Raw genomic sequence first — 15,936 nt, 5'->3', positions numbered from 1 at the left:
GACTTGTCGCGCCGGACGATTGTCACTAACATGGCTCCCAGCGATGGCTGATCCCCAGCGTCTGTTTGTCCTTGATGGCACGGCCCTGTTCTACCGGGCCCACTTTGCCATGATCCGCAATCCCCTTATCACCTCCACCGGGCAGGTCACTTCAGGCATCTTCGGGTTTATGGCCACCCTGGTTCGCCTGCTGAGGGAGGAGTCGCCCAACCATCTGGCGATTACCTTCGATGCGCGTGAAAAAACCTTCCGTCACAAGATTTACACCGAATACAAGGCCACCCGGGAGAAGATGCCCGAGGAGCTGGTCTCCCAAATCGAGCCGCTCGACCAGGTTCTGGCGGCCCTGAAAGTACCGGTGCTGAGAATGCCCGGCTACGAGGCCGACGACATCATGGGCACCCTGGCCACCCGGGCGGAGGGCAAGGGCTGGCAGACCTACCTGGTGACCGGTGACAAGGATATGCTGCAACTGGTCTCCGATGACACCTTTGTCTACATGCCCGGCCGTGCCAGAATGCCTGCCTCCATCTACGATCGGGCGAAGGTCGAGGAGCGTTGGGGCGTGCCCCCGGAAAGGATGATTGATCTGCTGGGACTGATGGGCGACAGTTCCGACAACGTCCCCGGCGTACCGGGGGTAGGGGAGAAGACGGCCCGGAAGCTCCTTGCTAAGTACGGCTCTCTGGAAAATGTGCTGAGTCACGCCGGTGAGGTGGCCAACAAGCGTGCCCGTGATGGGCTCGAAAGCGGTCGCGAGCTGGCGCTGCTCTCCAAGGAGCTGGTGACCATCGACTGCGATGTGCCACTGGAGATCGGGCTGGATGAAATGTCGGTGCAGGTGATGGACTTCTCCGCCGCCGCCGAGGCCTTGAAGGAGCTGGAGATCAGGGCCATGATTGCCGATCTGCTGGCACTGGCCGGTCAAGAGGCGCCACCAGAAGTGGAGATGCCCGAAAAAGATTATGAGATCGTCATGACGGAAGCAGAGCTGGACGCCATGCTCAAGGAGCTATCAGCGGCGGAATGGCTTTCATTTGATCTGGAGACCACCTCCATAACGCCCCTTGAGGCGGACATTGTGGGGCTGTCGTTCTCCACGCGGCCGCACCACGGCTGGTATGTACCCGTTCAATACCCTGAACGGGAGCAGCAACCGGGCCTGGAACTGCCCTACCTGTTGGAGCGGCTGAAACCGCTGCTTGAGGACCCCGAGCGGCCCATACTTGGCCAGAATATCAAATACGACGCACTGGTGATGACCCGCTACGATGTCGCGCTACGGGGTATTGTGTTTGACACCATGATAGCCGCCCACCTGGTGGACCCGGAAGCCCCCACCTATAAATTGGATGTTTTGAGCGAGCGCTACCTCAACTACCCCATGGTGCCCATCGAGGAGCTCATCGGTAAGCGGGGCAAAGAGCAGCGCTCCATGGCTGACGTGCCTCTGGCGCAGATCGCCCACTATGCCACGGAAGACGCCGATGTGGCCGGGCTCCTGTACCCACTCCTGCAGGCGCAGTTGGAGCGCGATGGTCTCAGCGACACAATCGGGAGCATTGAAATACCCCTTATACCGGTGCTCGTGGAAATGGAGCGCAGCGGCGTCTTTCTGGACCTGCCCCTGCTGGAGCGCATGTCCGGGGAGTTGGCGGAGAGTATCGCGGGACTGGAACAGGAAATCTACGCTGCAGCCGATGCCACCTTCAACATCAACTCGCCCCAGCAGTTGGCCGTGGTGCTGTTTGACGAGTTGGCCCTGAAGGAAGTGCGCAAGCGTAGCACGGATGTCACCGTTCTGGAAATGCTGAAGGACCAGCACCCGCTGCCCAAGCTGATACTGGATTACCGGCAGGTGAAGAAGCTCAAGTCGACCTATGTGGACGCCTTTCCAGCCCTGGTACTGTCGGGCACCGGCCGCGTACACAGCTCCTTCAGCCAGACCACCGCCGCCACCGGCAGGCTTTCCAGCCGGGACCCTAACTTTCAGAACATCCCTATTCGCACCGAGCTGGGCAGGGAAATCCGGCGGGCCTTCCGCGCCCAGGAATCCGGCTGGGGCATATTCTCGGCGGACTATTCCCAGATCGAGCTGCGCATCATGGCGCACATGGCCGGCGAAGCGACCCTGCTGGAGGCCTTTCGCGCGGGGATGGATATTCATGCCCAGACCGCTGCCATGGTGTTTCAGACACCCGCCGAGGAGATAACGCCCGAACAGCGCCGCACCGCCAAGGTGGTGAACTTTGGCATTCTATACGGTGCGGGTCCCTTTCGCATGTCCCAGGAGCTGGACATCACGATACAGGAGGGCCGGGAGCTCATCGACCGGTACTTCAACACCTATCCCGGCATTCGTAAGTTCATCGATGATTTGCTGGAACAGGCGCGCTCAGACGGGTATGTCAAGACCATCCTTGGCCGCCGACGGAAGCTGCCCTATATCAAGTCGGGTAACCAGCGACTGCGCAGCGCTGATGAACGGATTGCCGTGAACATGCCTATCCAGGGCACCGCCGCAGAGCTGATCAAGCTCGCCATGATTCAGATACAGAAGCGGCTGAGCGCGGAAAATTTCGGGTCAAAGATGATCCTTCAGATTCATGATGAATTGCTTTTCGAGACCCCCGATGACGAGGTGCAACGCCTGCGGGACATGGTGGTGCCAGAGATGGAGTCGGCCATGACGCTGGACGTGCCGCTGAAGGTTGACTGGGGTTTTGGACCCAGCTGGTATGAAGCGCATTAGATCGGCCGGGGCGGTGGTCTAGCCAGTGGTCATCCTCAGCATCGACGGCGGCGCCTCCCGCACAAGGGGGGTTTTGTTTACCGAGGGGGGCGCGGTGAGCGTGCACCGGGAAACCGAAGCCACTTCGCTCAGTCGCGCGGACGCCGATGCAGAGCAGCTATTGGGCTTGTTTGTCGCCGAACTAGCGGACCAGAGCGGCCTGGGCATCGAGGGGGTTGACCTGGTCAATGTGGGCGTGGCGGGGGTATCCAACCAGGATGCCAGGGAGCGCCTGCTCAAGGAGTTGGACGCCTTGGGCGTATCCGACCGGTCGCTGGTGACATCGGATGTGGAGGCGGCCTACGAAACGGTGTGGGGTACGGCGCCGGGCGTGCTGGTTTGCGTAGGCACCGGGGCCATAGGGTGGGCCCGCGACAGCGCCGGCCAGACCTTCCGCGCCAGCGGACGTGGCCCGCAGTTGGGCGGCGATCCCGGTGGTGGCTACTGGCTAGGCAAGCAGGCCATGGTGCAGCTGATTATGAATGAGCGCGCGTCTGACGAGCAACTGGATGAGCTCCGCGACCGCATTACGGCCGCCAGCGGGGCGGACAGCTTTGACGAGGCGGCTCGATTGATGGGCGCTGCCGAGAATATGGTGGCCGCCACAGCCCTTCTGGGGAAAACCGTCTGCGTCCTGGCCGAGGAGGGCAACGAAGCTGCGCTGGCCATGGTCCAGGAGGGGACGCGCAGTTTGGCTGACGACCTGCTGGGCATGATCGAGGAGGCCGGACTGCGCCAGGACAGCATGGTAATTGGCATGCATGGGGCCGTCATTGAGAACAGCCCCCTGTTTCGGCGGCTGCTCGCGGAATCCTTGTGCTACGACGTGCCCGCAATCGAGTGGCGGGCCCCCGAGATTGACCCCGTATTCGGGGCCGGACTCATGGCCTGCCGGCTCCATGAGGTAGAGGTGGATCTGGCTGCCCTGAAGCACAATTGGAGTGAGCGACTTGTTCGCACCTCGGGCTGATATCCACTTGGGCCGGCTGAGGTCCAACTTCCGCGCGCTTACCAACCACGTAGGCAATGCGAAGGTGTTGGCCATCGTGAAAGCCGATGGCTATGGGCACGGGCTGCTGCCAGTTTCCAGGGCGTTGGCCGAGGCCGGCGTGCATGGCTTTGGCGTAGCCCTGCTCCAGGAAGCGCTCGACCTGCGGGCGGCTGGCCTGAGCCAGATGATTCTGCACATGGGCCGGTTCGACCGCCCCACGCTGGACAAGTATATTCAACAGGATATCCGCCTGACTCTGCACGGCAGCGATGATGTTTTGACCTTGGCCGCCCACCACGATAGCACGGGCGCCGACTACGTTGTGCACCTTAAGGTGGATACGGGCATGACCCGGTTGGGGGTCCCCTATGCAGCTGCCATTGAGGTGCTGCAGGAGGTGAAGAAGCTGCCGTTCATCCGGCTGGAGGGTATCTATTCTCATTTCGCCACCGCCGATGAGGAGGATTTGAGCTACCTGCGCTATCAGCTTGCCCGCTTCACCGAATTTGTCCATACCGTCCGCAAGCTGTCCCTCGACGTGAAGTATTTTCATGTAGCCAACAGTGCTGCCTTGGCCCGCGAGCCCAAAGCCATATTTAACATGGTGCGCCCGGGCATCCTGCTGTACGGTGTGCGCCCCTCGGAATACGTGCGGCCACCTTTTGAGGTGCAGCCGGTGATGGACTTGAAGGCGCCGCTGGTCATGATCAAGGGGGTTCCCAGGGGAACACCAGTGGGCTACAATCGCCGCTTCCGCGCGGAGGAGGATACCACAGCGGGCATTTTGCAGATTGGCTATGCGGATGGCATCCAGGGCAGTTTTTCTGACACGGGTCTGGTGGAATTGGGCCACGCTGTCTATCCCATGATTGGCGGCCTGTCCATGGACCTCTGCAGTATCGACCTGCGCGGCGAGGAGTATCCCATTGGCGAAGAGGCTTTGCTGTGGGGCCTCAGCCAGGACCCGCGCCTGAGACTTGAACATCAGGCCCGGCTGGCCGGGACGATCCCATATGAACTTATGGTGCGGGTTGGATCCCGAGTGGAGCGTCATTATGTTGAAGATTAAGTCGTGGGTTGTTCTCATCTTGATTGCTCTGCTGGCGGGTGCCTGTGCCACCGGTCCCAGACAAGCGCCGGAGCCCGCCGTTTGGCATCGAAAGCCTGTGCAAGTGGCCAGTCTCAGCCTGCGCCAGCAGGTGGCCCAGCTGATCATGGTGCGGGTGGAAGGGTACTACTATAGCGCCGATAACAGTTATCGTCGCGACGTAGAGCGCTGGGTCGCCGAGGACCAGGTGGGCGGCCTGATCACCTATCGCGGAAGTGTGGACGGTACCTTCACCAACCTCCAGCGCTTTCAGCGCCTGGCGCCGATTCCCCTGCTGGTAGCGGCTGATTTCGAGCGGGGCGTGGGTCAACAGATCGAAGGCGCCACCATGTTTCCATCCAATATGGCCGTGGCTGCCACGTTCGATGAGGATAACGCCTACCAGCAGGGACGCATCACTGCCCTCGAAGCCAGGGCCATGGGCGTGCACATCGTCTTCGCGCCGGTCATGGATGTGAATAACAATCCTGACAACCCCATCATCAATTTCCGTGCGTACAGCGATAGCCCGGCGATAGTAGAGCGCATGGGAACGGCCTTCATACGTGGGGCGCAGGAGCATGGCCTGGTGGCCTGTGCCAAGCACTATCCGGGCCACGGCAACACCGCCACCGACAGCCACACCAGCCTGGCGCTGATTCCAGGGAGCAGGGATGCCCTGATCAAGACCGAACTCGCCCCGTTCAAGGCTGCCACCGCCGCGGGCGTCAAGATGGTCATGGTGGGCCACATTGCCGTGCCCGGTCTGGACGCCAGCAACCGGCCGGCAACGCAGTCGGAAATCATCATTGAGCAGCTCTTGCGCGGCGAGTTCGGCTTCGACGGCCTCATCGTGACCGACGGCATGGAGATGGGCGCCATTACGGCGGGCAATTGGTCGGGCGAAGCGGCCGTTCTCTCCATTGAGGCGGGCAACGACATGGTGCTGTTGCCGCTGTACGTAGACCAGACCGTTGACGCCATCGTGCGGGCGGTTGAATCGGGGCGCATCAGCCGAGAGCGCATCGAAACATCTGTCCGGCGGGTGCTGAAAATGAAGGCCGACCTGGGGCTGTATGAGGAGCGTCGCATGCTCACCCGCGAGAGTATCCAACGGCAGGTGGGGCTGGCCGAATTCCGGTCCGCAGCCCGCGACATCGCCAGGAAGTCCATCACTCTCGTGAAAGACGATGCCGGCCTGATACCGCTCAGACCCGGCCGGGGGCAGTCCCTCACCCACATTCTCATTTCCATGGATGACGACCTCAGGGAGCGCCTGCTCCCCTTTTCGCGCAACGTGGAAAGCACCTATGGCGCCGGACGCGTTAAATCCTTTGTCGTGAACGACGGGCTCTCCAGCACGCGCATCAAAGAGCTGGTGCAGGCGGCCAGGTCCTCCAAGGCCACCCTCGTGACGGCCCTGGTGCGTATCAGTATGGACAAGGGCGTCAGCACCATTGATGCCTCCCATCAGCAGCTGCTGGTTGCCCTGAACAAGGCTGGCATCCCCTTTACCGTCGTCAGTTTTGGCAGCCCCTACCTGCCCTCCCTGAAAGTGATCCCCACCTACCTGTGCGGTTATGGCTATGGGGCCGTCAGTCTGCGGGCCATGGCGGACGCCATCTTTGGCCGCACGGACATATCCGGCAAACTCCCCGTAACCCTGGATGACCAGCACCCTCGCGGTCATGGGCTGGTGCGTCATGCCAGGGTCAACGCCTTCGGTGAGTCGCCCACCCGACCCGATTTCGGCCCGGCTTTTACCGTGCTTGCCAATGCCATTGCGGACAGTGTGGTCCCCGGCGCGCAAGTCTTCATTGCCCAGCGCGGGCAAGTGCTGGCCGATACGGCTTTCGGACGCTTCACCTACGAGCCGGACGCGCCCGCGGTGACCACGTCCTCCATTTATGATCTGGCCAGTGTCACCAAGGTGCTGGTGGGTGGTACCGTGGCTATGGAACTGGTGGACGGGCGCTACCTGGTCCTGGATGAACCGGTCTGGCACTACCTCCCTGGTTTCAAGGGGGGCGGCAGGGAACGGGTCACAATTCGTCATCTGCTCACCCACTCGTCCGGCCTCAAACCGTTGCTGCAATTTTGGAAACTGGGCATCAAGCCCGAGCAAGTGGTCGACTTGATCCAGGAGACGGAACTCGACTTCGAGCCCGGCAGCAAATATCAGTACAGCGACCTGGGCATGATCCTCTTCACCACCATTGCGGAGCAGGTGACGGGGCAGAGCATGGACCGGCTGGCACGGCAGTGGGTTTTTACCCCCCTGAAGCTGGCCTTCACCGGCTATAATCCACCGGCAGACTGGATGGAACGCATCGTGCCCACGGAGTATGACGGTGAGATTCGCAAGGCAGTGGTACGTGGGACCGTGCATGATGAGAACACCTATTTCATGGGGGGTGTTTCGGCCCACGCCGGCGTATTTTCATCAGCCAATCAGCTGGCCAAACTGGCCGCGCTCTACTTTGACGGCGGAGTCATTTCGGGCCGGCGGCTGGTGCGGGAGGAAACGGTGGATGCTTTTGTGCGGCCGCAGGGCATGCCCAAAGGCTCAGGCCGGGCACTGGCCTGGCAGATGGCCTCATCCAGCGCGCATGCGGGCGACGCGTTCTCGCCAGCGGCATTCGGCCACACCGGCTTCACCGGCACTTCCATCTGGATTGACCCGGACCGTGAACTGGTGGTGGTGCTGTTCACCAACCGGGTCTATCCCAGCCGGGCAGGGGGCGGCATCAGGGCGCTACGGCAGCAGTTTCACAACGCCGTGGTAAAAATTGTGGACGGGGGAGGCGCCAAGACCTGACGGTCTGGATAAGGAGGACAAGATGCCTGCAACTCTCAAGGCTACCGCCATCGATCACGTCAATCTGACGGTGAAAAACCTGGCTGAGAGCGTCTCGTTTTTCGAGCAACTGTTCGGCTTTGAGGTGATCAAGGACCAGCCGGACCAGGCTTCCCAGATCATCGGCAATGACAGCATCAAGCTGTGTCTGTATGAGGACCCCAACCTTGACATTGGCGCCGGGATCAACCATTACGGTTTCCACGTTGAGAACTTCGATGCGGTGGTGGAGGCCTGCCGTACTCTGGGTGTCTCCATGCCGTATGGCACCGTGGACTGGGGCCCATCGAGGTCGGTCTATATCACCGATCCCAGCGGCTACGAGATTGAGCTCAGCGAGGTGCCGGGTGGGGGCTTGTAACTCGCCACTGCCCTTTGCCGGGCAGGAGCCTAGCCTGCCGCCCTCTACAGATTGGCCTGCACAAAGGCCGCCATCTTGCTGTAAAGGTGGTAGCGAACATCGGGCAGGGCATGGGCCTGGTTGGGGTACATCATCAGGTCGAAGGGCATGTTTCGATCTGTCAACCGCTGGATGAACTGCCAGCTGTGCTGGGGGTGAACGTTATCGTCGCCAGTACCGTGAACCAACAGCAGGCCTCCCCGATAGCCATCCACGTGGCTAAGCACATCCGCCGCATCATATGTTGCGGGGCAATAAGCCCATATAGCGCTCGGTCCAGGCGGTGTCGTAGAGCCGGAAATCGGTGACCGGGGCCACCGCGATGCCCATTTTGAAGTGCTCCGCGCCAGCCGTGAGGCAGAGGGCGGTGAGATAGCCGCCGCCGGACCAGCCCCAGATACCCACTCGCTCGGAGTCGCCCCAGCTTTGCCGGCCCACCCATTTGGCCGCCTCGATCTGGTCATGGAGGGACCACTTTCCCAGATCGCCATAGGCCAGGTTCTTGAAGGCCTTGCCCCGACCACCCGTACCCCGGTTGTCAACGGTTAGAATTACGTAGCCCCGCTGGGCCAGGTAGCGATGCCACAAGTCCCGATCAGGGGAATCGCGCCAGCGGTCCATTACCGTCTGGGAGCCGGGACCGCCGTAGGTATATATCAGGGTGGGGTAGGTCCTGTTGGGCCGAAAATCGCCGGGCCACAGTATTTTGGCCTGGAGCTCCGCATCGTCACGGGTGGTGAGCCGAAAGAATTCCCAACCGGGCAAATTTGCCATGGGCGGCGCCATGTGGGTATGGTCCCTGAGGACCCGCACCTCCTCACCGGAAGCGGCGTGCAGGCTCACGCGGATGGGCGTGTCGATCGCGGAACGCCACTGCACGTAGTGGCCGAAGCCGGGCGCGAAGGAGAACTTGGTCCAGCCCCCCGGGTCTGAAAGCCGCTCAATCCCGCCGCCATCCAGCCCCACCCGGTAGACGTGCTGCTCCGCGGGGCTCTCACGCTTGCCGGTGAAATAGACCCCCCCGCCCGCTTCATCCACGGCGAGAATCTCGGTCACCTCCCAAGCACCGGACGTGAGGGTGCGGACCAGCGCCCCCCCGGTCGCGCGCAATTCGATGTGCCGGAAGCCGGTGGTTTCGGTGGTCCAAACGAAGCGGCTGCCACCGTCAATGAAGTGCAGATCATCAGTCAGGTCCACCCAGGCACTGTCCCACTGGGTGGCGGCTACGCGAGATTTGCCAGCGCCTACGTCGGCCAGCACCAGCTCCAACCGCTGTTGAGCCCGGTCAAGACGAATAAACGCCACCTCGCCATCCCGGCCGGTCCAGGTCAGCCGGGGGACATAAATGTCCTCCTCGGGGCCCAGGTCCAGCCAACGCGGCTTGCCCCGTTGCACGCTTATCACGCCTAGCCGCACCCGGCTATTCGCTTCGCCCACCTTGGGATAGCGAATGGTGGTCAGTCGGGGGTACTGCCCTTGGTCGTCCTTGAGGACGTAGCTGCGCACGTGTCCCTGCTCGAAGCGCAGGAAGGCGATCTGGCGACTGTCCGGCGACCACTCAAACGCCCGCGTGAGTGAGAATTCCTCCTCGTAAAGCCAGTCGGCCTGTCCGTTGATCAGGGCCTCACTGCCGTCACGGGTGAGGCGGCGCGTGCGGTCCTTGTTCAAGTCATGGACATACAGGTCGCCACCCATGACATAGGCGACCTTGCGGCTGTCGGGCGAAAACTGGGTATTGGATTGGGGTTGGTTCCCTGCGGCGAGGCGGTGGGTAGTTCCCGACTCACGGATCGTGAGGTAATAGGTTGCCTCCCAAGACCTTCGCCAGATTTTGCGCTGGTCAGCGGCGGTGAGTGCCCAGCGTTCATCCGGCGAAAACTGGACAGTGCCCCAGCTTGCGGGTGCACCCTCCGGAACACTTTTGAGCCACGCCCCCACCGGGACGATGGTCTCCTTGCCGGTGGCAACATCATGCCGAAGCAGCACCTCGCCTTCGTCCGATTCTTGGGTGCGCAGGAAGGCCGCGCCGTCAGCTATCCACTGATCAACTTTGTAGGGCGGCGGGGAGTAAGACTTGTGCAGGAAAATGTCCTCCAGCGTAAGCAGCCCATCGCTGGACTGGCCCAGGAGAGCCGTGAAGAGTAGGGTGAGCGTGATCAGTTTCATGCGGGGCGCCCTCATGGTGACGAAAGAATAATCGGGCCGAAGGTACGATGAGTTGGGGTATGCGCCAAGAGCAGGTGAGTCCCATGTCGGGCAGGCAAAGCATAACTCGCTGCCGTAACTGGTGCGCCTGTGACCCCGGTCACATCAGCTCACCCCAGTGGGTCAAGCAAATCGTGTTTCGGCCGATATAGAGCGTATCTGGTCGAACATCAAAACCGGGAGAAACCATGAGTCCATCTCTTGACATCGCCTTTATCGGCATGAAAGCGGCCCTGGATCAACTGGAACGTACGGGTGCGCAGATTGCCCAGCTGGTCGGTGACAGCGATCCGGTCCGGAACGCGGTGGAGTTGATTACTTCGCAGCGGAGCTTTGAGGCCAGCGCCGCGGTCGCCCGCGCGGCCGACGAAACGCTGGGCACGCTCCTCGACCTGTTTGCCTAGGACCGGTTCCCGGTCATTCCCGCCCGCCCAGGGTGCGCGCACACAGCGCTCATGCCTTTGCCCGGGGCTTGCGGTGACTCCTTACAGACGATCACGGCAGAGCTGCCAATAATTGACCGGCGGGAGTAACTTCCTGCCCATGAACCCGCTAGGGGCCGGTGGATCCCAGGGTAGGACCCGGCGCCAGGCCCACGGGCAGAGAGGATAATTGCAGCTTGAGCATACGCATCAAATCGGTGGATCCTGATGGTCTGGGCGCCTACCTGGGCCTCAAGCCTGGCGACCGCCTGCTGAAGATCAACCAGCGGAAAGTGCAGGACCATTTGGACTACCAGTACCGCATTGCCGTTACCTCGCCGGAATTGGAGCTGGAGATCGATGGTAGCAGGCAGGTGGTAGCGGTTGACAAAGAGGAGGACACCGACCTGGGTGTGACCTTTGAAGATTTTGCCATCCGCAGCTGCGCCAACGACTGCGTTTTCTGTTTTGTGGATCAGAACCCGGCGGGCCTCAGGGCGGGGCTCTATTTCCGTGATGGCGACTATCGTCTCAGTTTCCTCTACGGGCACTATATCACCCTGACCAACATGGGCACCAAGGAGCTGCAGCGCATTGTGGAACAGCGCCTCTCGCCCCTGTACGTCTCTATCCATGCCACCGATCCCGAGCTTCGGCGGGAGCTGCTGCTTTATGGCAAGGACGACAAACTCCTGGACAAGCTGTCCTATCTCACCGCGCAGGGGATCGAACTGCATGGCCAAATTGTGCTCTGCCCCGGCCTAAACGACGGCGAGCAGCTCCGCCGGACCCTGGACGACCTGCTGCCCCTGATTCCCGGCCTCCGTTCCCTGGCCGTTGTGCCCGTGGGTCTCACTGCCCACCGCGCCGGGCTGCAGAAAATTCCCACTGTTACTGCTGCTTATGCCCGTGAGTTTATCGCTACCTACTCCGAATTGGACCGCCAATACCGGCTTACCGGCGGCGGGCGCTGGCTGTTGCTAAGCGATGAGTGGTACATCCTGGCCAACCAGGCGGTGCCGTCGGCCAGCTATTATGAGGGGCTGGCCATGGAGGCGAACGGCGTCGGACAGGTGCGGGCCTTCCTGGACCGCTTTGTGGCCGAGCAGCCTCAATTTCCCCGGGCTTTGCCGAGCCCCACCCGAATTTCGCTCGCTACCGGAGTTTTGGCCGCCAACCTCTTCAAGGAATACATATTGCCGGGCCTGGATACCATTGGCAATCTGCGCGTGGAGTTGCAGGTGATCCCCAACACTTTATTTGGCGCTCCGGTGACGGTGGCTGGGCTGCTGTCGGGGCGCGACTTCATCGCCCGGCTCGAGGGACGAGACCTGGGCGACGGCGTCTACACGACCCAGCGCATACTGAACGATGCCGGCGAGCTGACGCTGGACGACATGACACTGCCGCAGATCAGCCAGCGGCTGGGCGTGCCGTTTCGGGTCGCCAATGACAGTTTTCTCGACATCGTCAATGGGCTGGCGGATGGCTAAACCCACCCTTGCTATTATGGGCCGGCCGAACGTGGGCAAGTCGACACTCTTTAACCGGCTCATTGGCCGGAGGCAGGCCATTGTGGATGAAACGGCCGGCGTGACACGGGATCGCCTCTACGGCTCTGTCGAGTGGAACGGGCACGCTTTTCAGCTCATTGATACCGGGGGCTATTTGGCGGACGGAGCGGAGCCGCTGGAGGTGATTATTCGCCACCAGGCCGATCTGGCCGGAGCTGAGGCCGACCTGGTCATTTTTCTGGTGGACCGTCAGTCCGGGATTACACCGGATGATCAGGCCATCGCAGAGCGTCTCAGGCGGCTGGGTAAACCGGTGCTGCTGGTGGTCAACAAGGTCGACGATCGCGCACACGAGCCACAGGTCCTCGGCTTTTACGAGCTTGGTATGGGCGTCCCCGTGGCCATCGGCGCCACCAGCGGGCGGGGAGTGGGGGACATGCTGGATACGGCGCTGGACAAGCTGGGGTGGACCTGGAGCGACGAGGCAGCGCCACAGCGGGCCGTTGGTCTGGCCATCGTTGGCGCACCCAATGTGGGCAAGTCCTCCTTTCTCAATGCGGTGCTGAAAGAAGAGAAGGCCATCGTGACGCCCGTCCCCGGCACGACCCGTGATTCAGTCGATTCCTATCTGAACTATATGAAGCATAGCCTGCGCCTGATTGATACCGCCGGCCTCAGGCGCAGGGCAAAGATTGATGACGACATCGAATATTACAGCACCGTTCGGACCCTGCGGTCCATTGACGAATGCCAGGTTGCCATCGTGATGATCGATGCCGAGCGGGGATTCAATCGTCAGGACCGCCAGATCATGGGCAGGGTGATGGACCAGGGCAAGGGACTGGTTGTGGCGGTGAACAAATGGGACACCGTGCAGCGGGACTCGTCCACCATGGGGCAGTGGATCACTGACATGCGATCAGTGTTCAAGCCGCTGGCCTGGGTGCCCTTGGTGTTTGTGTCGGTACTCCAGAACCGGCGGGTCTGGAAAGTATTGCAGCTGGCGCTGGCGGTGTACGAGGAAACCCGGCGCAATATAGCCACCTCTGCACTCAACCAGTTTCTGGAGGATGCCCTCCGCAATCTGTCCCCGCCCGCTACCCGGGGCAAACGCATCCAAATCAAGTACGCTACCCAAGTCCACCGCGAGCCACCGCTGTTCGCCTTATTCTGTAACCACCCCCGGCTGATTCCCATCCCCTACCGCCGGTATCTTGAAAACCGCCTGCGGGAGCGCTTTGGTTTCACGGGAGTGCCCATCAAGCTTTCCTTCCGCCGGAAGTAGATGCGAGTCGGTATTTCCGGGGCCCTGGTTGCTGCGGCAGCTACAGTCTTGACGCTCGGGGCAGCGGGGGCCAATGGTCAGCCGATCAAATGCGGATGGGGTCGGCCAGAATTTGAAGGGCTACAGCGCCTCGCTGTCACACGAGCCCAACCGCCTGACCTTGATGCAACTTACATCACTCCCGACAGCACCTTCGCGGTGCACTACGACACCACCGGCCCTAACAGCCCCGACCTGACATCCACCCGTCCCGACGGCGTGCCCGACTGGATCGTGAGTGTGGCGGCCGCACTGGACTCGTCCAGACGCCTGTTACTGGACCTAGGCTATGTTCCTGCCCTGCCGGACGGGGACGGCATTTATGATGTCTACCTCCAGGAATATGGCGGCACTGTTTATGGCGAGACATTTTTCGGCACGCCCGCTTTTGGCGAACCCGCCGTGACCTACATCGTCATGGATAATGATTTTGCTGCAGATGAAAACTATTTCACCCACGGTTTGAATGCCGCCCGCGTAACCAGTGCACACGAGTATTTTCACGCCGTGCAGCTGGCCTATGGTTGGCGCAGCAACGACCTGTTCCTGTACGAGCTAGCATCAACCTGGTTCGAAGATATTGCCTACCCGGAACTCAATGATTGGACGTTCTGGTATCCCGACTTCGGCAACCGGCCCACTCAAGCGCTGGTTACCTCCCCCTCGCGGGGCGGCGGCGCTTCCATCGCCATTTTTGGTCACTACCTTACTCAAAATTTTGGCATTGAGATCATGAGGGAGATCTGGGCTGCCTTTATAGCTCAAGGTGGTCAGGGCGCTATTGCAGGGGCTTTGCCTGCGGGTCGCAGCCTAACCGGCGTCTGGATTGATTTCGTGGCCCGGCTATTCGCTAACGGCCGTGGCTCGCAGCACTACTTTTATGCCGATCAGGCCGTGCTCGCCCGCCCCGAAAAGGGTGCTGACCGGCAGGTGTTGGAAAAGATCACCGTGGCGTTCGACGGTTTGTCACCGGGGGTAACAGCCATCCAGGCGTTGGCGGTGGAGCACCCCACCAGCCTGCAGCTACAGGTGGAGGCCGCCCCGCCCGAATACGCGGCACAGGTGGCACTCGAGGCCCAGGGTTTTTCGCTGCACAGTATTGGCTTTCAAAAATGGTTTGCGAGCGGGCTGGATCAATTCTCCGAGATCATCCTGGTGGTGGGCGGCGGGCAGGACAGCCTCCTCATTTCGGCCGCACTGAGTGATGTCCAGCTGGCGATTAATCATGTCTATCCTAATCCCATCCGGCCGGGCGCAGTGCCGGCGCTGTCCATAGAATATACCCTGGCAGCGGGCTCATCAGCAGGGGGGCAAACCATTACATTCTACAATCTTTTGGGCCAGGAATTGTACCGCTTGGATATTGCCCGGTTTGGTGAGGGGCAGAAGGTGACCGTGCCGCTGCCATCTTTTACGCTGGACCGTTGGCCGGCAGGCATCTACTTCATGCGGCTCACCCGCGGTGGCTTCAAGTCATCCGTCCGGGCGTTTACCGTCCTGCGCTAGTACCGCCCTGGACCCACTCGTTCGGCCGACCCGGCAGACGGCGTTTCGGGAGCAACGCGCCCGCTTCATTGCCCGCGCCCTGCCCTGCAATAGCGCGGCCGATGCAGTGAGGATTCTGCGCCAAGCGCGGGGGCACAGGTGAAAGGGGCTTTAGGTGTGATCCCTCCTGCCGGTATCACTCCTAGCGAGGGGCGGGGTGATACCGACGTGATACTAAAACGATACCGTAGCGACCCAAAAACGAGCCCCGTTGGCGGGGCTAGGACACTCACCCTTCGATAGCCGTTTGGGCGAGCCCAGGACAGACCTCAGGGTGATAAGGGTCTCAGGCTCAGGGTGACATGGGGTGTGCGGGGTGAGAGGCTTTTGGGGTGACCCCCTCCCCCCTGGGCCGGGTCTACGGTCACCGACGGAGAGGATGGCCCAAAGATGGCCCAAACGTGACCCCTCACGGCTGGGCGCGGGGGCCGGGGTGGAACCACCGCCTCCCGATGGGTCGGGACAAGTTCCGACCGCCGCCTTTGGCGGGGCAAAGCGAGGTGATATGTCAAAGAGCGGGGGTGAAGGTAAGGGGCTGGAATTGGGATGGGAAGTCGGAGGATCGACGCAGGGGTGCGACTGCCTCGCGGCCAGGTGGCTGCCTTCGTTAGCAGGATGAGAGGGCTGGGCGGACGTGAGATCGAAATCTCCCTCGGCGCGATTGATTCAGGCGGCGAGGATGCTTAATATTGAGCCCCACCCGATGCGGGGTGGAGCAGTCCGGTAGCTCGTCGGGCTCATAACCCGAAGGTCGTAGGTTCGAATCTTACCCCCGCTACTCTCGAGAAACCCTCTTTTCC

11 protein-coding genes and 1 tRNA gene are annotated in these 15,936 nt (G+C 61.4%); 10 read left to right on the top strand and 2 right to left on the bottom strand.

The window, feature by feature from the left end:
* Positions 1-43: 43 nt before the first annotated feature.
* Genes polA through IH971_03150 form a run of 5 tightly spaced genes read left to right on the top strand, consistent with a single transcriptional unit; the run spans position 44 to position 8,087 of the window.
* On the top strand, positions 44-2,752 hold the full coding sequence (gene polA, locus IH971_03170) for a DNA polymerase I (protein ID MCH7496836.1): 2,709 nt from the start codon (positions 44-46) through the stop codon (positions 2,750-2,752).
* Positions 2,753-2,777: 25 nt separating this feature from the next.
* Complete coding sequence (locus IH971_03165; protein ID MCH7496835.1) at positions 2,778-3,761, top strand: hypothetical protein; 984 nt, start codon at positions 2,778-2,780, stop codon at positions 3,759-3,761.
* A complete protein-coding gene (alr, locus tag IH971_03160; protein ID MCH7496834.1) occupies positions 3,742-4,851 on the top strand; it encodes an alanine racemase in 1,110 nt (369 codons plus the stop codon). Before IH971_03165 ends, alr begins: the two co-directional genes overlap by 20 nt.
* A complete protein-coding gene (locus tag IH971_03155) occupies positions 4,838-7,687 on the top strand; it encodes a serine hydrolase (protein ID MCH7496833.1) in 2,850 nt (949 codons plus the stop codon). The genes alr and IH971_03155 overlap by 14 nt, the downstream gene beginning before the upstream one ends.
* A 22-nt stretch (positions 7,688-7,709) precedes the next feature.
* The gene (locus IH971_03150; protein ID MCH7496832.1) at positions 7,710-8,087 is read left to right on the top strand and encodes a VOC family protein; all 378 of its coding nucleotides are present in this window, start codon (positions 7,710-7,712) and stop codon (positions 8,085-8,087) included.
* 44 nt (positions 8,088-8,131) lie between these two features.
* Here the strand turns inward: IH971_03150 and IH971_03145 are convergent, their stop codons facing one another.
* Entirely contained in the window at positions 8,132-8,353 is a 222-nt protein-coding gene (locus tag IH971_03145; protein MCH7496831.1) for a prolyl oligopeptidase family serine peptidase, read from the bottom strand.
* A gap of 10 nt (positions 8,354-8,363) precedes the next feature.
* A complete protein-coding gene (locus tag IH971_03140; GenBank protein MCH7496830.1) occupies positions 8,364-10,292 on the bottom strand; it encodes a S9 family peptidase in 1,929 nt (642 codons plus the stop codon).
* Positions 10,293-10,519: 227 nt separating this feature from the next.
* On the opposite strand from IH971_03140, the gene IH971_03135 reads away from it, so the two are divergent.
* From IH971_03135 to IH971_03115, 5 genes are all read left to right on the top strand, one after another.
* Entirely contained in the window at positions 10,520-10,735 is a 216-nt protein-coding gene (locus IH971_03135) for a flagellar hook protein FlgE (protein MCH7496829.1), read from the top strand.
* 215 nt (positions 10,736-10,950) lie between these two features.
* Positions 10,951-12,246 carry a DUF512 domain-containing protein gene (locus IH971_03130; protein ID MCH7496828.1) on the top strand — a complete coding sequence of 432 codons (1,296 nt, stop codon included), beginning with the start codon at positions 10,951-10,953 and terminating at the stop codon, positions 12,244-12,246.
* Positions 12,239-13,552 (top strand): ribosome biogenesis GTPase Der, encoded by a 1,314-nt coding sequence (gene der, locus IH971_03125; protein ID MCH7496827.1) that lies wholly within the window; start codon positions 12,239-12,241, stop codon positions 13,550-13,552. Before IH971_03130 ends, der begins: the two co-directional genes overlap by 8 nt.
* Positions 13,553-13,750: 198 nt before the next feature.
* Positions 13,751-15,097: a T9SS type A sorting domain-containing protein gene (locus IH971_03120; GenBank protein MCH7496826.1), complete on the top strand. Its 1,347-nt coding sequence runs from the start codon at positions 13,751-13,753 to the stop codon at positions 15,095-15,097.
* A 743-nt stretch (positions 15,098-15,840) separates the two neighbouring features.
* Positions 15,841-15,914, top strand: a tRNA-Met gene (locus tag IH971_03115).
* Positions 15,915-15,936 lie beyond the last annotated feature (22 nt).

It is taken from the genome of Candidatus Neomarinimicrobiota bacterium, from assembly GCA_022560655.1.
In the GTDB taxonomy this organism is placed as follows: domain Bacteria; phylum Fidelibacterota; class Marinisomatia; order SCGC-AAA003-L08; family TS1B11; genus JADFSS01.
This window is presented reverse-complemented; position numbering and strand designations above follow the sequence as displayed.

What these genes read in the sequence shown, in the direction of transcription:
- polA (MCH7496836.1), top strand. Translation starts at nt 44, where the DNA reads ATGGCTGATCCCCAGCGTCTGTTTGTCCTTGATGGCACGGCCCTGTTC.
- IH971_03155 (MCH7496833.1), top strand. Translation starts at nt 4,838, where the DNA reads ATGTTGAAGATTAAGTCGTGGGTTGTTCTCATCTTGATTGCTCTGCTG.
- IH971_03150 (MCH7496832.1), top strand. Translation starts at nt 7,710, where the DNA reads ATGCCTGCAACTCTCAAGGCTACCGCCATCGATCACGTCAATCTGACG.
- IH971_03140 (MCH7496830.1), bottom strand. Translation starts at nt 10,292, where the DNA reads ATGAAACTGATCACGCTCACCCTACTCTTCACGGCTCTCCTGGGCCAG.
- IH971_03135 (MCH7496829.1), top strand. Translation starts at nt 10,520, where the DNA reads ATGAGTCCATCTCTTGACATCGCCTTTATCGGCATGAAAGCGGCCCTG.
- der (MCH7496827.1), top strand. Translation starts at nt 12,239, where the DNA reads ATGGCTAAACCCACCCTTGCTATTATGGGCCGGCCGAACGTGGGCAAG.